A 14207-nucleotide genomic window follows, 5' to 3' on the forward strand; every position below is an offset into this window, starting at 1 on the left:
CCGGCGCGTCGTTCCGAGGCCCGGGGCCGGTCAGGGGCGTATTGCGGTGGTCGCCCTGTCGCGATGGGTGAGGTCGGGGTGGGTATCGGCTGCGCGCCATCCGTCCGCGGTCAGCAGGTCGCGGATCTGCCGGCCCTGAAGTTCGCCGTGCTCGATGACCAGCAGACCGCCCGCCCGCAGGAGTCTCAGCGCACGCGCGCTGAGAACGCGCACGATGTCGAGGCCGTCCGGGCCGCCGTACAACGCCATTGCGGGGTCGTGCAGCCGCACCTCCGGGTCGCGCGGGAGCGCGTCGTCGGGTACGTACGGCGGGTTGGAGATGACGACCGAGACCGACCCGTCGAGCTCGGGGAGCGCATCCGCGAGATCGCCGTGCACCAGCGTGAGGTTCCCCGCCGAGGCCGTGTTGCGCGCGGCCCAGGCGTGCGCATCGTCCGACAGCTCGACGGCGAAGACGCGTGAGTGCGGGACCTCGGTCGCCAGAGCCAGCGCGATTGCGCCGCTTCCGGTGCACAGGTCGACGCCGATGGGCGCTTCGGATGCGTCGGCGACGAGCGCGTCGATGGCGAACTGCGCGACCATCTCCGTCTCGGGTCGAGGCACGAAGACGCCGGGACCGACGGCCAGCTCGAGGTGCCGGAACGGCGCGCGGCCCGTGATGTGCTGCAGGGGTTCGCGCGCGGCCCGGCGCTCGACGAGTCCGAGGAAGCGCTGCCCCGCCTCCTCGTCCCACGAATCACCGCGGAGAATCGTCGCCTGCACCTCGCCGCGTCCGAGGCCGCGCACATGGCCGACGAGAAGTTCCGCATCGACGAGCGGGTCGGGGACGCCGACCTCGGCGAGCCGCGCGGCGGCCGCACGGACGGCTGCGGCGATGGTCTGTTCAGGCATCCCTCCAGCGTACGTGCTGGGCGTTCACCCGCGCGTCACAATGGCCCATGGCCGCCCCCTCTCGAATAGGCTTGAGCACATCCGTACCGATCGAGAGGTCCCCACCATGACCGGAATCCACTCCGACATCACGTCCGCCTTCGGCAACACGCCGCTGGTGCGGCTGAACCGTGTGACCGAGGGCCTCGGGGCCACCGTGCTGGCCAAGCTCGAGTACTACAACCCGGCCTCCAGCGTGAAGGACCGCATCGGCATCGCGATGGTCAACGCTGCCGAGGAGTCGGGTGAGCTCAAGCCGGGCGGCACGATCGTCGAGTCCACCAGCGGCAACACCGGAATCGCGCTTGCGATGGTGGGCGCTGCTCGCGGCTACAAGGTCATCCTCACGATGCCCGCATCGATGTCGAAGGAGCGCCGGGTGCTCCTGAAGGCCTTCGGCGCGCAGATCGTCCTCACGGACCCGACCAAGGGCATGAGCGGCGCGATCGAGGAGACCCAGCGGATCGTCGCCGAGACGCCCGGCGCCGTGTGGATCAAGCAGTTCGAGAACGCGGCGAACCCCAAGATCCACCGCGAGACCACCGCTCAGGAGATCCTGCGCGACACCGATGGTGACGTCGACATCTTCATCGCGGGCGTCGGCACCGGCGGGACAGTGACCGGAACGGGCCAGGCGCTCAAGGCCGTCAAGCCCGATGTCCGGGTCATCGCGGTCGAGCCGAAGGACTCCCCCGTTCTCACCGAAGGCCACCCCGGCCCGCACAAGATCCAGGGCATCGGCCCGAACTTCGTCCCCGGCGTTCTCGACCGCGAGATCCTCGATGAGGTCATCGCCGTCGAATTCGACGAGTCGCTGCGCCTCGCGCGCGCCCTCGCGGCCGAGGAGGGACTGCTCGTGGGCATGTCCTCCGGCGCTGCCCTGTCGGCGGCCCTGCAGGTCGCCGCGCGCCCGGAGAACAGCGGCAAGACGATCGTCGTCGTCTTCCCCGACACCGGTGAGCGCTACATCTCCACGGCGCTCTTCGAGGACCTGCGCGAAGTCTGATCCGCACGATGGGAGTTTTCGCCCGCGTACGCGAGGACATCGCGGCCGCACGCCTGAGAGACCCGGCCGCCCGCACGGCGATCGAAGTGGGTCTGTTGTACCCCGGGATGCACGCCATCTGGGTGCACCGGATCTCTCACCGCCTCTGGCAGTCGGGCATGCGCTTCCTCCCCCGCGCGCTCTCACAGCTCTCGCGCGGTCTCACCGGCATCGAGATCCACCCCGGTGCGCGCATCGGCCGACGGTTCTTCATCGACCACGGCATGGGGATCGTGATCGGCGAGACGGCCGAGATCGGCGATGATGTGATGCTCTATCACGGTGTGACGCTCGGAGGGCGCACGCCCGATGCCAGCGGGAAACGGCATCCGACGCTCGCGGACGGCGTCGTCGTCGGCTCCGGTGCGAAGGTTCTCGGGCCGATCCTCGTCGGGCGCAACACCGTCGTGGGCGCCAACGCCGTGGTGACGAAGGATGCTCCGGCTGACAGCATCCTCGTCGGCGTGCCCGCGCGGACTCGCAAGCGCGTCGGCCACGACGACTTCGCCGACCTGCGCCTGGCTCCCGACTACTCGATCTGAGCCCGTCGGCGTTGAGATCGTCTCAGCCGTCGTTGCCGACGGCGGCGAGACGCGCCTCCTCGTCGGCGGTGATCGCCGATTCGATGATCGGTTCGAGAGCGCCGTCCATCACCTGGTCGAGGTTGTAGGCCTTGAACCCGGTGCGGTGATCGGCGATGCGATTCTCGGGGAAGTTGTAGGTGCGGATCCGCTCGGAGCGATCCATACCGCGGATCTGCGACTTACGGGCATCCGAAGCCGCGGCATCGCGCTCCTCCTGCTGCTTGGCGAGGATACGAGCGCGCAGCACGCGCATCGCCGCCTCACGGTTCTGCAGCTGGGATTTCTCGTTCTGCATCGAGACGACGATGCCGGTGGGAAGGTGCGTGATGCGCACGGCCGAGTCGGTCGTGTTGACCGACTGCCCGCCCGGCCCCGAGGAACGGTAGACATCGATCTTGAGATCGTTCTGGTTGATCTGGACTTCGTCGGGCTCGTCGACCTCGGGGAAGACGAGCACACCGGTCGTCGAGGTATGGATGCGCCCCTGCGACTCGGTCGCGGGCACGCGCTGCACGCGGTGCACGCCGCCCTCGTACTTCAAGTGCGCCCAGACCCCCTGTGCGGGGTCGGACGAGCTCCCCTTGATCGCGATCTGGACATCCTTGTAGCCGCCCAGGTCGGACTCGTTGCGCTCGAGCAGTTCGGTCTTCCACCCCTTGTGCGCGGCGTACTGGATGTACATGCGCAGCAGATCAGCGGCGAACAGTGCCGACTCGGCTCCGCCCTCACCGGCTTTGATCTCCATGATCACATCGCGTGCATCGTCCGGATCGCGCGGGATGAGCAGTCGTCGAAGCCTCTCCTGCGACTGAGCGAGATTCTCCTCGAGCGCGGGCACCTCGTCGGCGAAGACGGCGTCCTCTTTGGCGAGCTCACGGGCCGCGTCCAGATCATCGGATGCCGCGACCCACGCCGCGTGGGCGGAGACGATGCGGCTCAGCTCGGCGTAACGGCGATTGACGCGCTTGGCGCGCGCAGCGTCGGCGTGCACCGCCGGGTCGGAGAGTTCCTCCTGCACCCGGCGGTGTTCGTCGATGAGCGCCTGAACGGACTCGAACACGCCTCTGCTCCGATCAGATCCGGATCAGCGGATGTTGTTCTCGTGGCTGTGGCTCGAGCCGCCCGCGGTCGGAGCCGGCATCGACTTCTGCATCTGCACGAGGAATTCGACGTTGGACTGCGTCTCCTTCAGCTTGCCGAGCACGACCTCGAGAGCCTGCTGGGGGTCGAGGCCCGCGAGGGCGCGACGCAGCTTCCAGGTGATCTTGACCTCGTCGGGGCTCAGCAGCATCTCTTCACGGCGCGTGGACGATGCGTTGACGTCGACGGCCGGGAAGATGCGCTTGTCGGCGAGCTGGCGCGACAGGCGCAGTTCGCTGTTGCCGGTTCCCTTGAACTCCTCGAAGATGACCTCGTCCATCTTGGAACCGGTCTCGACGAGGGCAGTGGCGAGGATCGTGAGCGATCCGCCGTTCTCGATGTTGCGCGCAGCGCCGAAGAAGCGCTTGGGCGGGTACAGCGCCGCGGCGTCGACGCCGCCGGTGAGCACGCGGCCCGAGGTCGGCGTGGCGATGTTGTAGGCGCGTCCGAGCCGGGTGATCGAGTCGAGCAGCACGACGACGTCGCGGCCGAGCTCGACCAGGCGCTTGGCGCGCTCGATCGCGAGCTCGGCGACCGTGGTGTGGTCCTCGGCGGGGCGGTCGAAGGTCGAAGCGATGACTTCGCCCTTGACGGTGCGCTCCATGTCGGTGACCTCTTCGGGGCGCTCGTCGACCAGGACGACCATGAGGTGCGCCTCGGGGTTGTTCTGCGCGATCGCGTTGGCGATCTGCTGCAGGACGATGGTCTTGCCCGCCTTGGGCGGCGCGACGATGAGCCCGCGCTGCCCCTTGCCGATCGGCGCGACGAGATCGATGATGCGCTGCGTCAGCTTCTCGGGCGCGGTCTCCAGGCGCAGGCGCTCCTGCGGGTACAGCGGGGTGAGCTTGCCGAACTCGACGCGGTTCGCGGCATCCTCGACGGACAGCCCGTTGATGGAGTCGACCTTGACGAGCGCGTTGTACTTCTGACGCCCCTGCTGCTCGCCTTCGCGCGGCTGCTTGATGGCGCCGACGATCGCATCGCCCTTGCGCAGGTTGTACTTCTTCACCTGGCCGAGCGAGACATAGACGTCGCTGGTGCCGGCGAGGTAGCCGGTCGTACGGACGAAGGCGTAGTTGTCGAGGATGTCGAGGATGCCGGCGATCGGGATGAGAACGTCGTCCTCGCCGATCTCGGTCTCGAACTCGTCGGATGCTCCGCCACCACGGCGCTTGTTGCGCTGGCGACCGCGGCCGTTCGAGTCGTCGTCGGATCCGTTGGAGCTGGAGCCGCTCTGCGCGGAGTCGTTGCTGCTGCCACGACCGCGATTGCGGCTGCGGCTGCGGCTGCGGCTACGGCCCGAGGTCTCCTCGCCGTCGCCGGACTCGGACGACTCATCGCCCTTGTTCTCGGAGGACGAGCTCTGCTCGTCGTCGGAGGCGTCGGACTGCTCCTGCTTCTCGGCCTTCGCGTTCTTGGCGTTGCGCTTGCCGCGAGCGGGCTTCTCCACCGTCTCCTTCGCGGGCTGCTCCTCGGCGCCGCTCGATGCGTCGGCGGGCGCGGATGCCTCGACGCTCTTCGCATCGTCGGAGACGGGCGCCTCGGCGGGGGCTGCTTCTTCTGCAGCGGGCTCCGCCTTCTTCCGGCCGCGGCCACGGGCGGTCGTCTTCGTCGCCTTCTCGGTAGCGGGCGCCTCCTCAGCGCTCGCGGTGTCCGCCGCGGGCTTCTCGGCCGGGGTGGACTCGGCTGCGGCATCAGCTGCGGCCGGGGCCTCGGCGTCGGCCTTCTTCGCACGGCTGCGGCGCGGCGCCGTCGCCTTGGGCGCTGCCTCCTCGGCAGGTGCCGCGGAGTCGGCGGGTGCGGCGGCGGCCTCCGCCGGAGCAGCCTCTGCCTCAGCAGTCTTGGCCGCTGCGGTGGCGGTGGTCGCACGGCGCGGAGCGCGCTTGCGCGGAGCCTTAGCCTCGGCGGTGGTCTCGGCGGCCGGGGATTCGGCGGCCGGGGCGGCGGGCGTCTCGACGGCGGACGCTGCCTGATCGTTCTGGGTCTCGGAGAAATTCTCCACGAGTACTCCCTTATATGTCGTGGGAAATGAGCGTGTCTCGCGCACAACGGGTGCTGAGCACGATCGCACGGGCAGCCGCTCGGCGACTGCCGGCCAGAACCGAGAAAGCAGTTCTGGGGGTTGCGTGCGGAATTCGCAGATCTGCGATGGGGGCCGGATTCACGAGATTACGTGGAGCCCTCCGCTCGATCCCTTACTGTACCACCACGCACGTCGACGGCGAGCATGAGCGCCTGCCACGGGGTGTCGGCGACCGCGGCCGCGATATCGACCGCTTCCTGCCGGCTTCCGGGCCCGTCCGCGAGCACGAGGACGCTGGGACCTGCGCCGGAGACGACTGCCGCGAAGCCCGCGGCGCGCAGCGCCTTCACCAGCGTGTGGGTCTCGGGCATCGCCTCGGCGCGGTAGTCCTGATGCAGCCGGTCCGCCGTCGCATCCAGCAGCAGCTCCGGGCTCTGCATGAGTGCGGCGATCAGCAGCGCCGTACGCGAGACGTTGAAGACGGCGTCCTCGCGCGAGAAGTGCGGGGGCTGGAGTGAACGGGCCAGCGACGTCGACATCGTGCGCTCGGGCACGAGCACCAGAGGGGCGACGCCGCGGTGCACGAGGAGCTTCTTGTGCTGCGGGCCGTTCTCCCCCGTCCAGGCGATCGTCAGCCCACCGAACAATGCGGGGGCGACATTGTCGGGGTGCCCTTCGAGCTCGGTCGCCAGACGCAGCAGATCGGCATCGGTGAAGTCCACCTCGCCGGCGAGCAGCCCCTTGGCGGCGAGCACGCCGGCGGTCACAGCCGCACCGGATGAGCCGAGACCGCGACCGTGCGGAACAGCGTTATCGGCGACGATGCGCAGGCCGGGCATCTCACGCCCGGCGTCGCGGTAAACGTGCTCGATCGAGCGGACGACGAGGTTGGAGGCATCGCGCGGAATCTCCTCGGCCCCGGAACCCGTGACCTCGATCTCGAGGCTCCCCGGCTCGAGCGCTGTGACGGTCAGCTCGTCGTAGACGCTCAGTGCAAGGCCCAGCGTGTCGAACCCCGGTCCGAGGTTCGCACTGGTGGCCGGGACCTGGACCTGGACGGAACGTCCGGCCCGCGCCGGAGATGCTGTCGCCATCACTCGCCTTCCACGCGCAGGACGGAGACGACGCGGTCGACGACATCGCTCGCCGCGAGAGCCGCGACGGTGTCGCTGAGAGCCTGATCGGCGGCACGGTGCGTGCCGATGATGAGGCGAGCCGTGGGCTCGTCCTCGGACGAGGTCTGCACGACCGTCGCGACCGAAACGCCGCCATCGCTGAGGATTCCTGCGACCGTGGCGAGGACGCCGGCCTGGTCGGCGACCTCGAGCGTGATCTGGTAGCGCGTGATGACGTGGCCGATCGGCACCGTGGGAAGGTTGGCGCGCGTGGACTCTCCCACGCCGACACCGCCGGCGATGTGGCGACGAGCTGCCGAGACGACATCGCCGAGCACGGCGGACGCGGTCTGCACACCACCGGCGCCCGCACCGTAGAACATCAGGGATCCGGCGGCCTCGGCTTCGACGAAGACCGCGTTGTTGGCTCCGTGGACGGATGCGAGGGGGTGGGTGCGTGCGACGAGCGCCGGGTAGACGCGCACCGAGATCGACTCGGAACCGTCCACATCGATTCGCTCGCAGACCGCGAGCAGCTTGATGACGAATCCGGCGGCGCGGGCCTCATCGATCATCGCCGGGGTGATCTCGGTGATCCCCTCGCGGTGCACCGCCTCGAGCGGGACTGTCGTGTGGAAGGCGAGGGATGCGAGGATCGCGGCCTTCTGTGCGGCGTCGTAGCCCTCGACATCCGCGGTGGGGTCGGCCTCGGCGTATCCGAGGCGCTGCGCGTCGGCGAGCACCTCGGAGAAGTCGGCGCCCTCGGAGTCCATGCGGTCGAGGATGTAGTTCGTCGTTCCGTTGACGATGCCCATCAGGCGCACGACACGGTCTCCCGCGAGCGAGTCGCGCAGCGGACGGATGATCGGAATCGCACCGGCGGCCGCAGCCTCGTAGTAGACGGAGGCGCCCACCTGGTCGGCGGCCTCGAACAGTTCGGTGCCGTGCGTGGCCAGCAGCGCCTTGTTGGCCGTGACGACATCCGCACCGCTCTGCAGCGCGGTGAGCAGATTGCCGCGGGCCGGCTCGATGCCGCCCATCAGCTCGATGACGATGTCGCTGCCGACGATGAGCGTCTCGGCATCCGTGGTGAACAGCTCACGGGGCAGATCGACGTCGCGCTTGGCATCGACGTCACGGACCGCGATCCCGGAGAGCTCGAGGTGCGCGCCCGCGCGGTCGGAGAGCTCATCGGCGTGCTCGATGAGGATGCGCGCCACCTGCGAGCCCACGGCGCCGGCGCCCAGAAGCGCCACACGGAGGGTGCGGTTGTCGGACGTGTTCCCTGCGAGGTCGGTCATCGTGCTCCTTCTTTCGTGCTGATTCCGGCATCCCGCGAAAGCAGGTCGTCGATGGTCTCGCCGCGCACGATGATCCGTGACGCACCGGCCGAGACCGCGACGACCGCGGGACGGGGGACGTGGTTGTAGTTGCTGGACAGCGATGCGCAATATGCGCCCGTGGCGGGGACCGCCAGCAGATCGCCGGGCGTGATGTCGCCGGGGAGGTATTCGTGATCGACGACGATGTCGCCGGACTCGCAGTGCTTGCCGACGACTCGCACGAGTGCCGGCTCGACGTCGCTCGTGCGCGAGGCGATGCGGGCGGAGTACTGAGCGCCGTAGAGGGCCGGGCGTGCGTTGTCGCTCATTCCGCCATCGACGCTCACGTAGAGGCGGCTCTCGTCGGAGCCGAGGCGCACCGGCTTGGTCGTGCCGACCTCGTACAGCGTGACGCCGGCGGTTCCGACGATCGCGCGCCCGGGCTCGAAAGCCAGGGCCGGCATCGGGATGCCGCGCTGAGCGCACCCCTCAGCCACCGCGTCGACGATCTCCGCGGCCAGCTGCTCGATCGGCGTCGGGTCGTCCACACTCGTGTATGCGATCCCGAAGCCGCCGCCGAGGTTCAGCAGCGGAACCTCTCCCCCGGCTCGCAGCTGCTCGTGCAGCTCGAGCACGCGCGATGCGGATTCACGGAAGCCGGCCACGCCGAAGATCTGAGAGCCGATGTGGCAGTGCAGGCCGAGGAACTCCAGCGACGCAAGCTCACGGATGCGGGCGACCGCTGTGACAGCATCCGCGAAGGGCATTCCGAATTTCTGATCCTCGTGCGCCGTCGCCAGGAAATCATGCGTCTCGGCATGCACGCCGCTGTTGACGCGCACCAGCACACGCTGGACGGCACCGAGGCGCTCGGAGATCTCGGCGACGCGTTCGATCTCGATCGCACTGTCGACGACGATCGTGCCGATGCCGACCGATACCGCGCGCTCGATCTCATCACGGGATTTGTTATTGCCGTGGAAGCCGATGCGTGCCGGGTCGACGTCCGCGGCGAGCGCGATCTCGAGCTCGCCGCGCGTGCACACGTCGACATTGAGCCCCTCGTCCGTCACCCAGCGGGCTATCGCGGTGGACAGGAATGCCTTGCCGGCGTAGTAGACGCGGGCCGTCGTTCCGTGGCGCCCCGTTGCAGCGGCGAAGGCGTCGCGGAAGGAACGGGCGCGCGTGCGCACCTCGTCCTCATCGAGAACCATCACGGGTGTGCCGTACTGGCCGGCGATCTCAGAGGCGGTCATCCCTCCGAGCAGGATCTGCCCATCGGGCGAGCGCACGGACGAACGAGGCCAGACGCCGGGCGCGAGCGCATTCGCGTCGTCGGGCACGACGAGCCATTCCGGGGCGAGCGAGTCTGCAGATGAATGCACAGAGCACCAATCGTGGGAAGGGAGCCCCGGGGCGGAGTGAGCCATCCGAGGTAGCCCCGATTCTATGGCACTGCCGGATTCCTCTCCGCATCCGCAAGCCCCTCACGTGAGAACATCTCCGTTCATTACGGTGAGGGCATGAGCAGCGCACATCAGACCGGTTCAGAAACGAGCGGAATCGCCGGGCTCGTGAAACGCGTCATCGCCTGGTTCCTCGGGAGAAGGATCGTCCGCTCCTACCTCCTGTACTCCGAACGGCGCGGCCCGATGCTCGCCGACAGCATCACCTACCGCGCGCTCTTCAGCGTCTTCGCGGGGCTTCTGCTGGGGTTCTCGATCGCGGCGATCTGGCTCGCCGGGAACCCGCAGGCCTGGCAGGCGATCATCTCCTCCATCGATGCGGCCGTGCCGGGGCTCGTCGGTGAGAACGGCATCGTGAAGGACCCGACGGAGATCTCGGCCCTCAGCGGCCTGTCGATCGCCGGAATCATCTCGCTGGTCGGCCTGATCGGCGCGGCGCTCGGCGCGATCGGTTCTCTGCGCATCGCCGTGCGCACGATCGCCGGCTCCGTGCTCGACGATCTGTCCTTCATCTGGGTGATCCTGCGCAACCTCGCCCTCGCGCTCGGCATCGCGGTCTCCTTCGTCGCCGCCGCGGCGGTGACCTTCCTCGCCCGCATCGGGATCGGAGCGGTCACCGGGTTCTTGGGGCTCGCCGCAGACTCCGCCGGGGCCGTCTGGGGCGTCCGCATCGCATCGCTGCTGGTCGTCTTCGCCCTCGACGCCGCGTTGATCTTCGCGATCTTCCGTCTTCTCTCCGGGAGCTCCGCATCGGCCCGAGCCGTGTGGCGGGGCGCACTGCTGGGCGGGGTCGGCCTGCTCGCCCTGCAGGAGCTGTCGAGCCTGTTCATCGGCGGCGCGACGTCGAACCCGCTACTCGCTTCGTTCGCCTCGTTGCTGGCGCTGTTGATCTGGCTGAACTTCAGCGCGCAGGTGATCCTCATCTCCTGCGCATACATCACCACGACCGCCGAGGAGGAGCACGACCGTGTCGCCGCACGCGCTCCGCGCACATTCGCGCAGCGGCGGGTGCATCGTGCGCAGCAGGAGGTGATCGCGGCGACGAAGGAGTTGCGGGCCGCGGAGGAGGCGGAGGCGTCGGAGCGGAAGGGCTAGGAGCACTCCCCGTTCTGTCGGAGGTTCGCGTCGGTGATGATCGCGCCGTCGACGACGAGGTCGATGACGGCCGCATCGCCCTCGATCGTGAGATCCGTCACGGTGACCCCGGCGGGCAGCTGATCGGCGATGCAGATGCGCTGCGGTTCGGTGAGGGATCCGGCCACCGCGCCGAACCGCTCGGCGAGCTGCGCGGCGTTCAGCTCGAGACCCGCGATCTCCAGCTTCACGGGCGTCAGCAGCAGATCACCGGCATCCGCGCCCGGCGTCACCGTGAGCTCGACCAGAACCGGCACGCCGAAGACCGCGAAACTGCCGGATGCCGTCGCCTCGGGAGCGGCGAAGGTCACGGCGTCGATCGGAATGTCCGCGGCGGAGACGAGCGTCGTGAGCTCCTCTTCCGTGATGCGGACGGTTCCGTCCGCGGCGCCGAGCCCGCTGCCGTCGATCGCGACGTCGGTCGCCGTGACATCGGCCGCCCCGGTGATCCCGCCGATCGTCACGGCGGGCGTCGACAGGTGCAGCTCGTCGAGGGTTCCGCCGAGAAGCTGGGGCAGGAGCAGCCCCGATGTCGCGACGTCGACCTGCTGATCCGCGGGCAGATCGAGCTGGTCGATGACGACGCCGCGGACGATACCGGGCAGGATGCTGCGTGCGAGCAGTTCCGCGGCGACGGCCAGTGCCGCGATGACGATCACGACGATGAGCAGCACCCACGGCCAGCGGCGACGCCGACGCGGCGCGCTTGCTACGGCATCCCCATCGGGGATCACGAGCGTGGGGTGCTCGACCGAGGTGTCCGGATACGGCAGGGTCGGGTTCTCATCGCTCATGTGACCATGATGCCCGTCCCCGCCGTTTCGCGTCACATGCGTTCGGGTGCGGAGACTCCGAGCAGGCCGAGGCCGTTGCGCAGCACCTGTCCGGTGGCGTCGTTGAGCCACAGGCGGGTGCGGTGCACGCTCTCGATCGGGGCGTCGCCGAGCGGGGTGACGCGGCAGTTGTCGTACCAGCGGTGGTAGAGGCCGGCGAGCTCCTCGAGGTAGCGCGCGATGCGGTGCGGCTCGCGCACCTCGGCGGCGAAGGCGACGATGCGCGGGAACTCCTGCAGCGCGCCGAGAAGAGCGGACTCGGTCTCGTGCGAGAGGGTCTCGGGGGCGAACTCGCTGCGGTCGACGCCGCTGTCGGCGGCGTTGCGGCCGACGTTGTGGGTGCGCGCGTGGGCGTACTGAACGTAGAACACCGGGTTGTCGTTGGTGCGCTTCTGCAGCAGCTCGGGGTCGAGGTCCAGCGGCGAGTCGGCGGGCGAGCGCTCGAGCGAGTAGCGCAGCGCGTCGCTGCCGAGCCAGGAGAGCAGGTCGTCCATCTCGATGATGTTGCCGGCGCGCTTGCTGAGTCGGGCGCCGTTGATCGAGACCATCTGGCCGATGAGGACCTCGATGTTCTTCTCCGGGTCCTCGCCGGCGGCGCCGGCGACGGCCTTGAGCCGGTGGACGTAGCCGTGGTGGTCGGCGCCGAGCAGGTAGATCTTGTTCGTGAAGCCGCGGTCGCCCTTGTTCAGGTAGTAGGCGGCGTCGGCGGCGAAGTAGGTGTATTCGCCGTTGGAGCGGCGGATGACGCGGTCCTTGTCGTCGCCGAAGGTCGTGGTACGCACCCAGACGGCGCCATCGAGGTCGAACACGTGGCCCTGCTCGCGCAGGCGCTCGACGGCCTGGTCGATGAGGCTCGTGCCGTCCTCGCCCTTGGCGTGGAGGGTGCGCTCGGAGTACCAGGTGTCGAAGGGCACGTTGAAGTTCGCCAGCGAATTCTTGATCTCGGCGAGCTGGTATTCGTAGGCGAGGTCCTCGGCGACCTGGAGCTGCTCGGCCTCCGGCAGCTCGAGCAGGTCGGGGCGCGCCTCGACGACGCGCGTCGCGAGCGCATCGATGTAGGCGCCGGGGTAGCCTCCCTCGGGGGTCGGCTCACCCTGGGCGGAGGCGACGACGGATGCCGCGAACCGCTGCATCTGCGCGCCGGCGTCGTTGATGTAGTACTCGCGGACGGCGTTCGCACCGCTGGCGAGCAGCAGGCGCACGATCGAGTCGCCGAGCGCCGCCCAGCGGGTGTGGGCGATGTGCAGCGGGCCGGTCGGGTTGGCCGAGACGAACTCGACGTTGACCGAGACGCCCTTCTGCGAGTCGTTGGTGCCGTAGGCGTCGCCGGCGTCGACGATCGTCTTGGCGAGCACGCCGGCGGCGGCGGCATCGAGACGGAAGTTGATGAATCCGGGGCCGGCGACCTCTGCGCTGGCGACGCCGTCGACATCCGCCATCGCGTCGGCGATCTGCTGGGCGAACTCACGGGGGTTCGTGCCGAGCTTCTTCGCGAAGCGCATGGCGACGTTCGACGCCCAATCGCCGTGGTCGCGGTTGCGCGGCCGCTCGAGGACGACGTCGGAGATGTCGATGTCGAGGGTCTCGTCCGGTCGCAGGGATGCCGCGAGGGGCGTGACGACGGCGAGAATGGCTTCGGCGAGGATGTCGGGATTCATAGCCTTCCCAGTCTACGGCGCGTCGGGGTCGGTTTTTTCCGCTCTGAGTTGGTGATCCCCTGACCATCATTTACTCTCGCACCATGATCACCCCCGCACGACGGCGACGCGCACGCATCGCCGCCTTCACCGGTGCGCTCGCGCTGGCTGTCACCGGTATCGTCCTGGGCGCTTGGCGTCCCTGGGTTCCGGCCGTCTCGGATGCCCCGGTGCTCGCCGCCGAGGACGTGGTGATCGCTCCCGCGCCTCTGGCTCTGCCGGAGCATCCGCGGGTCCTCGTCTTCGGCGACTCGTGGACCTATGGGTCCGCGGCCAGCGCCCCGACGCTGGGTTACGCGTACGTTCTCGCCGAGCTGATCGACGGTGAGACGATCGTCGATGGCGTGCGCGGCAGCGGCTATCTCAAACCCGGCATCGACGGGCCCGCCTACGGCGAGCGCATCGCATCCCTCGAGGCGGACATCGAGCCTGATCTCGTCATCGTCCAGGGCTCCATCAACGACCGTGCACAGGGAGCGGTCGGATATCGCGAGGCGGTGACGGCGGCGTGGGACGCTTTGGCCGCCACCTACCCGGGTGCCACGATCGTCGTGCTCGGCCCCGCCCCGCATGTGCTTCCGGTGGAGGCGGGCACCGATCGCATCGACCGTGACCTAACGGCTCTCGCCGAAGCCCGCGGCTGGGCGTACATCTCCCCCGTCGCCGACGACTGGATCACCGAGGCAAACTACCTCGATGTGATCGCCGTCGACCCCGGCAACAGGCATCCCTCGACCGAGGGACACCGGTATCTCGCCGAGAAGCTGGCCGCGGCGCTCGCCGATCTCTCGGTGGCACCGGTCACTGAGGCCGGGCCCCCGGCACCGCAGTAGGCCGCGATCGTCCGCGCGTCGGCGTGATCTGCGCAGACTCTTCGCTGCCGTCGTTCGAGCCCGGATTTCCTCCGCGGCACACGTG

12 protein-coding genes are annotated in these 14207 nt (G+C 68.9%); 4 read left to right on the top strand and 8 right to left on the bottom strand.

Annotated features, from left to right (window positions below):
* Window positions 1-30: 30 nt before the first annotated feature.
* Window positions 31-891: a peptide chain release factor N(5)-glutamine methyltransferase gene (prmC, locus tag ACWAUG_RS00440; RefSeq protein ID WP_298041105.1), complete on the bottom strand. Its 861-nt coding sequence runs from the start codon at window positions 889-891 to the stop codon at window positions 31-33.
* A 106-nt stretch (window positions 892-997) separates the two neighbouring features.
* Here prmC and cysK point away from each other — a divergent pair, with 106 nt between their 5' ends.
* Together cysK and epsC are read left to right on the top strand one after the other, a co-directional pair.
* Entirely contained in the window at window positions 998-1936 is a 939-nt protein-coding gene (cysK, locus tag ACWAUG_RS00445) for a cysteine synthase A (RefSeq protein WP_298041107.1), read from the top strand.
* Window positions 1937-1944: 8 nt separating this feature from the next.
* A complete protein-coding gene (gene epsC / locus ACWAUG_RS00450) occupies window positions 1945-2517 on the top strand; it encodes a serine O-acetyltransferase EpsC (protein WP_298041109.1) in 573 nt (190 codons plus the stop codon).
* Between the two features lie 22 nt (window positions 2518-2539).
* Here epsC and prfA read toward each other — a convergent pair whose 3' ends face one another.
* The 5 genes from prfA to lysA form a co-directional block, all read right to left on the bottom strand.
* Window positions 2540-3619, bottom strand: a complete 1080-nt coding sequence (gene prfA, locus ACWAUG_RS00455) for a peptide chain release factor 1 (protein WP_298041111.1) — start codon at window positions 3617-3619, stop codon at window positions 2540-2542.
* A 24-nt stretch (window positions 3620-3643) separates the two neighbouring features.
* The gene (gene rho / locus ACWAUG_RS00460) at window positions 3644-5701 is read right to left on the bottom strand and encodes a transcription termination factor Rho (protein ID WP_460800480.1); all 2058 of its coding nucleotides are present in this window, start codon (window positions 5699-5701) and stop codon (window positions 3644-3646) included.
* A 167-nt stretch (window positions 5702-5868) separates the two neighbouring features.
* Window positions 5869-6816: a homoserine kinase gene (gene thrB / locus ACWAUG_RS00465; protein WP_460800482.1), complete on the bottom strand. Its 948-nt coding sequence runs from the start codon at window positions 6814-6816 to the stop codon at window positions 5869-5871.
* Complete coding sequence (locus ACWAUG_RS00470; protein WP_298041038.1) at window positions 6816-8138, bottom strand: homoserine dehydrogenase; 1323 nt, start codon at window positions 8136-8138, stop codon at window positions 6816-6818. The genes thrB and ACWAUG_RS00470 overlap by 1 nt, the downstream gene beginning before the upstream one ends.
* Entirely contained in the window at window positions 8135-9544 is a 1410-nt protein-coding gene (lysA, locus tag ACWAUG_RS00475; RefSeq protein WP_298041040.1) for a diaminopimelate decarboxylase, read from the bottom strand. Before lysA ends, ACWAUG_RS00470 begins: the two co-directional genes overlap by 4 nt.
* A gap of 138 nt (window positions 9545-9682) precedes the next feature.
* Between lysA and ACWAUG_RS00480 the strand changes: the two genes are divergently transcribed.
* Window positions 9683-10720, top strand: a complete 1038-nt coding sequence (locus ACWAUG_RS00480; RefSeq protein ID WP_298041042.1) for a YihY/virulence factor BrkB family protein — start codon at window positions 9683-9685, stop codon at window positions 10718-10720.
* On the opposite strand, the gene ACWAUG_RS00485 is transcribed toward ACWAUG_RS00480, so the two are convergent.
* Both ACWAUG_RS00485 and argS read right to left on the bottom strand, forming a co-directional pair.
* Window positions 10717-11553 (bottom strand): LmeA family phospholipid-binding protein, encoded by an 837-nt coding sequence (locus tag ACWAUG_RS00485; RefSeq protein ID WP_298041044.1) that lies wholly within the window; start codon window positions 11551-11553, stop codon window positions 10717-10719. The two genes, ACWAUG_RS00480 and ACWAUG_RS00485, sit on opposite strands and share 4 nt — an antisense overlap.
* A gap of 32 nt (window positions 11554-11585) precedes the next feature.
* On the bottom strand, window positions 11586-13250 hold the full coding sequence (gene argS / locus ACWAUG_RS00490; protein WP_298041046.1) for an arginine--tRNA ligase: 1665 nt from the start codon (window positions 13248-13250) through the stop codon (window positions 11586-11588).
* A gap of 83 nt (window positions 13251-13333) precedes the next feature.
* On the opposite strand from argS, the gene ACWAUG_RS00495 reads away from it, so the two are divergent.
* Complete coding sequence (locus ACWAUG_RS00495) at window positions 13334-14122, top strand: SGNH/GDSL hydrolase family protein (protein ID WP_298041049.1); 789 nt, start codon at window positions 13334-13336, stop codon at window positions 14120-14122.
* The last annotated feature ends 85 nt before the right edge of the window (window positions 14123-14207 follow it).

The organism is Microbacterium sp. GXF6406 (genome assembly GCF_054798215.1).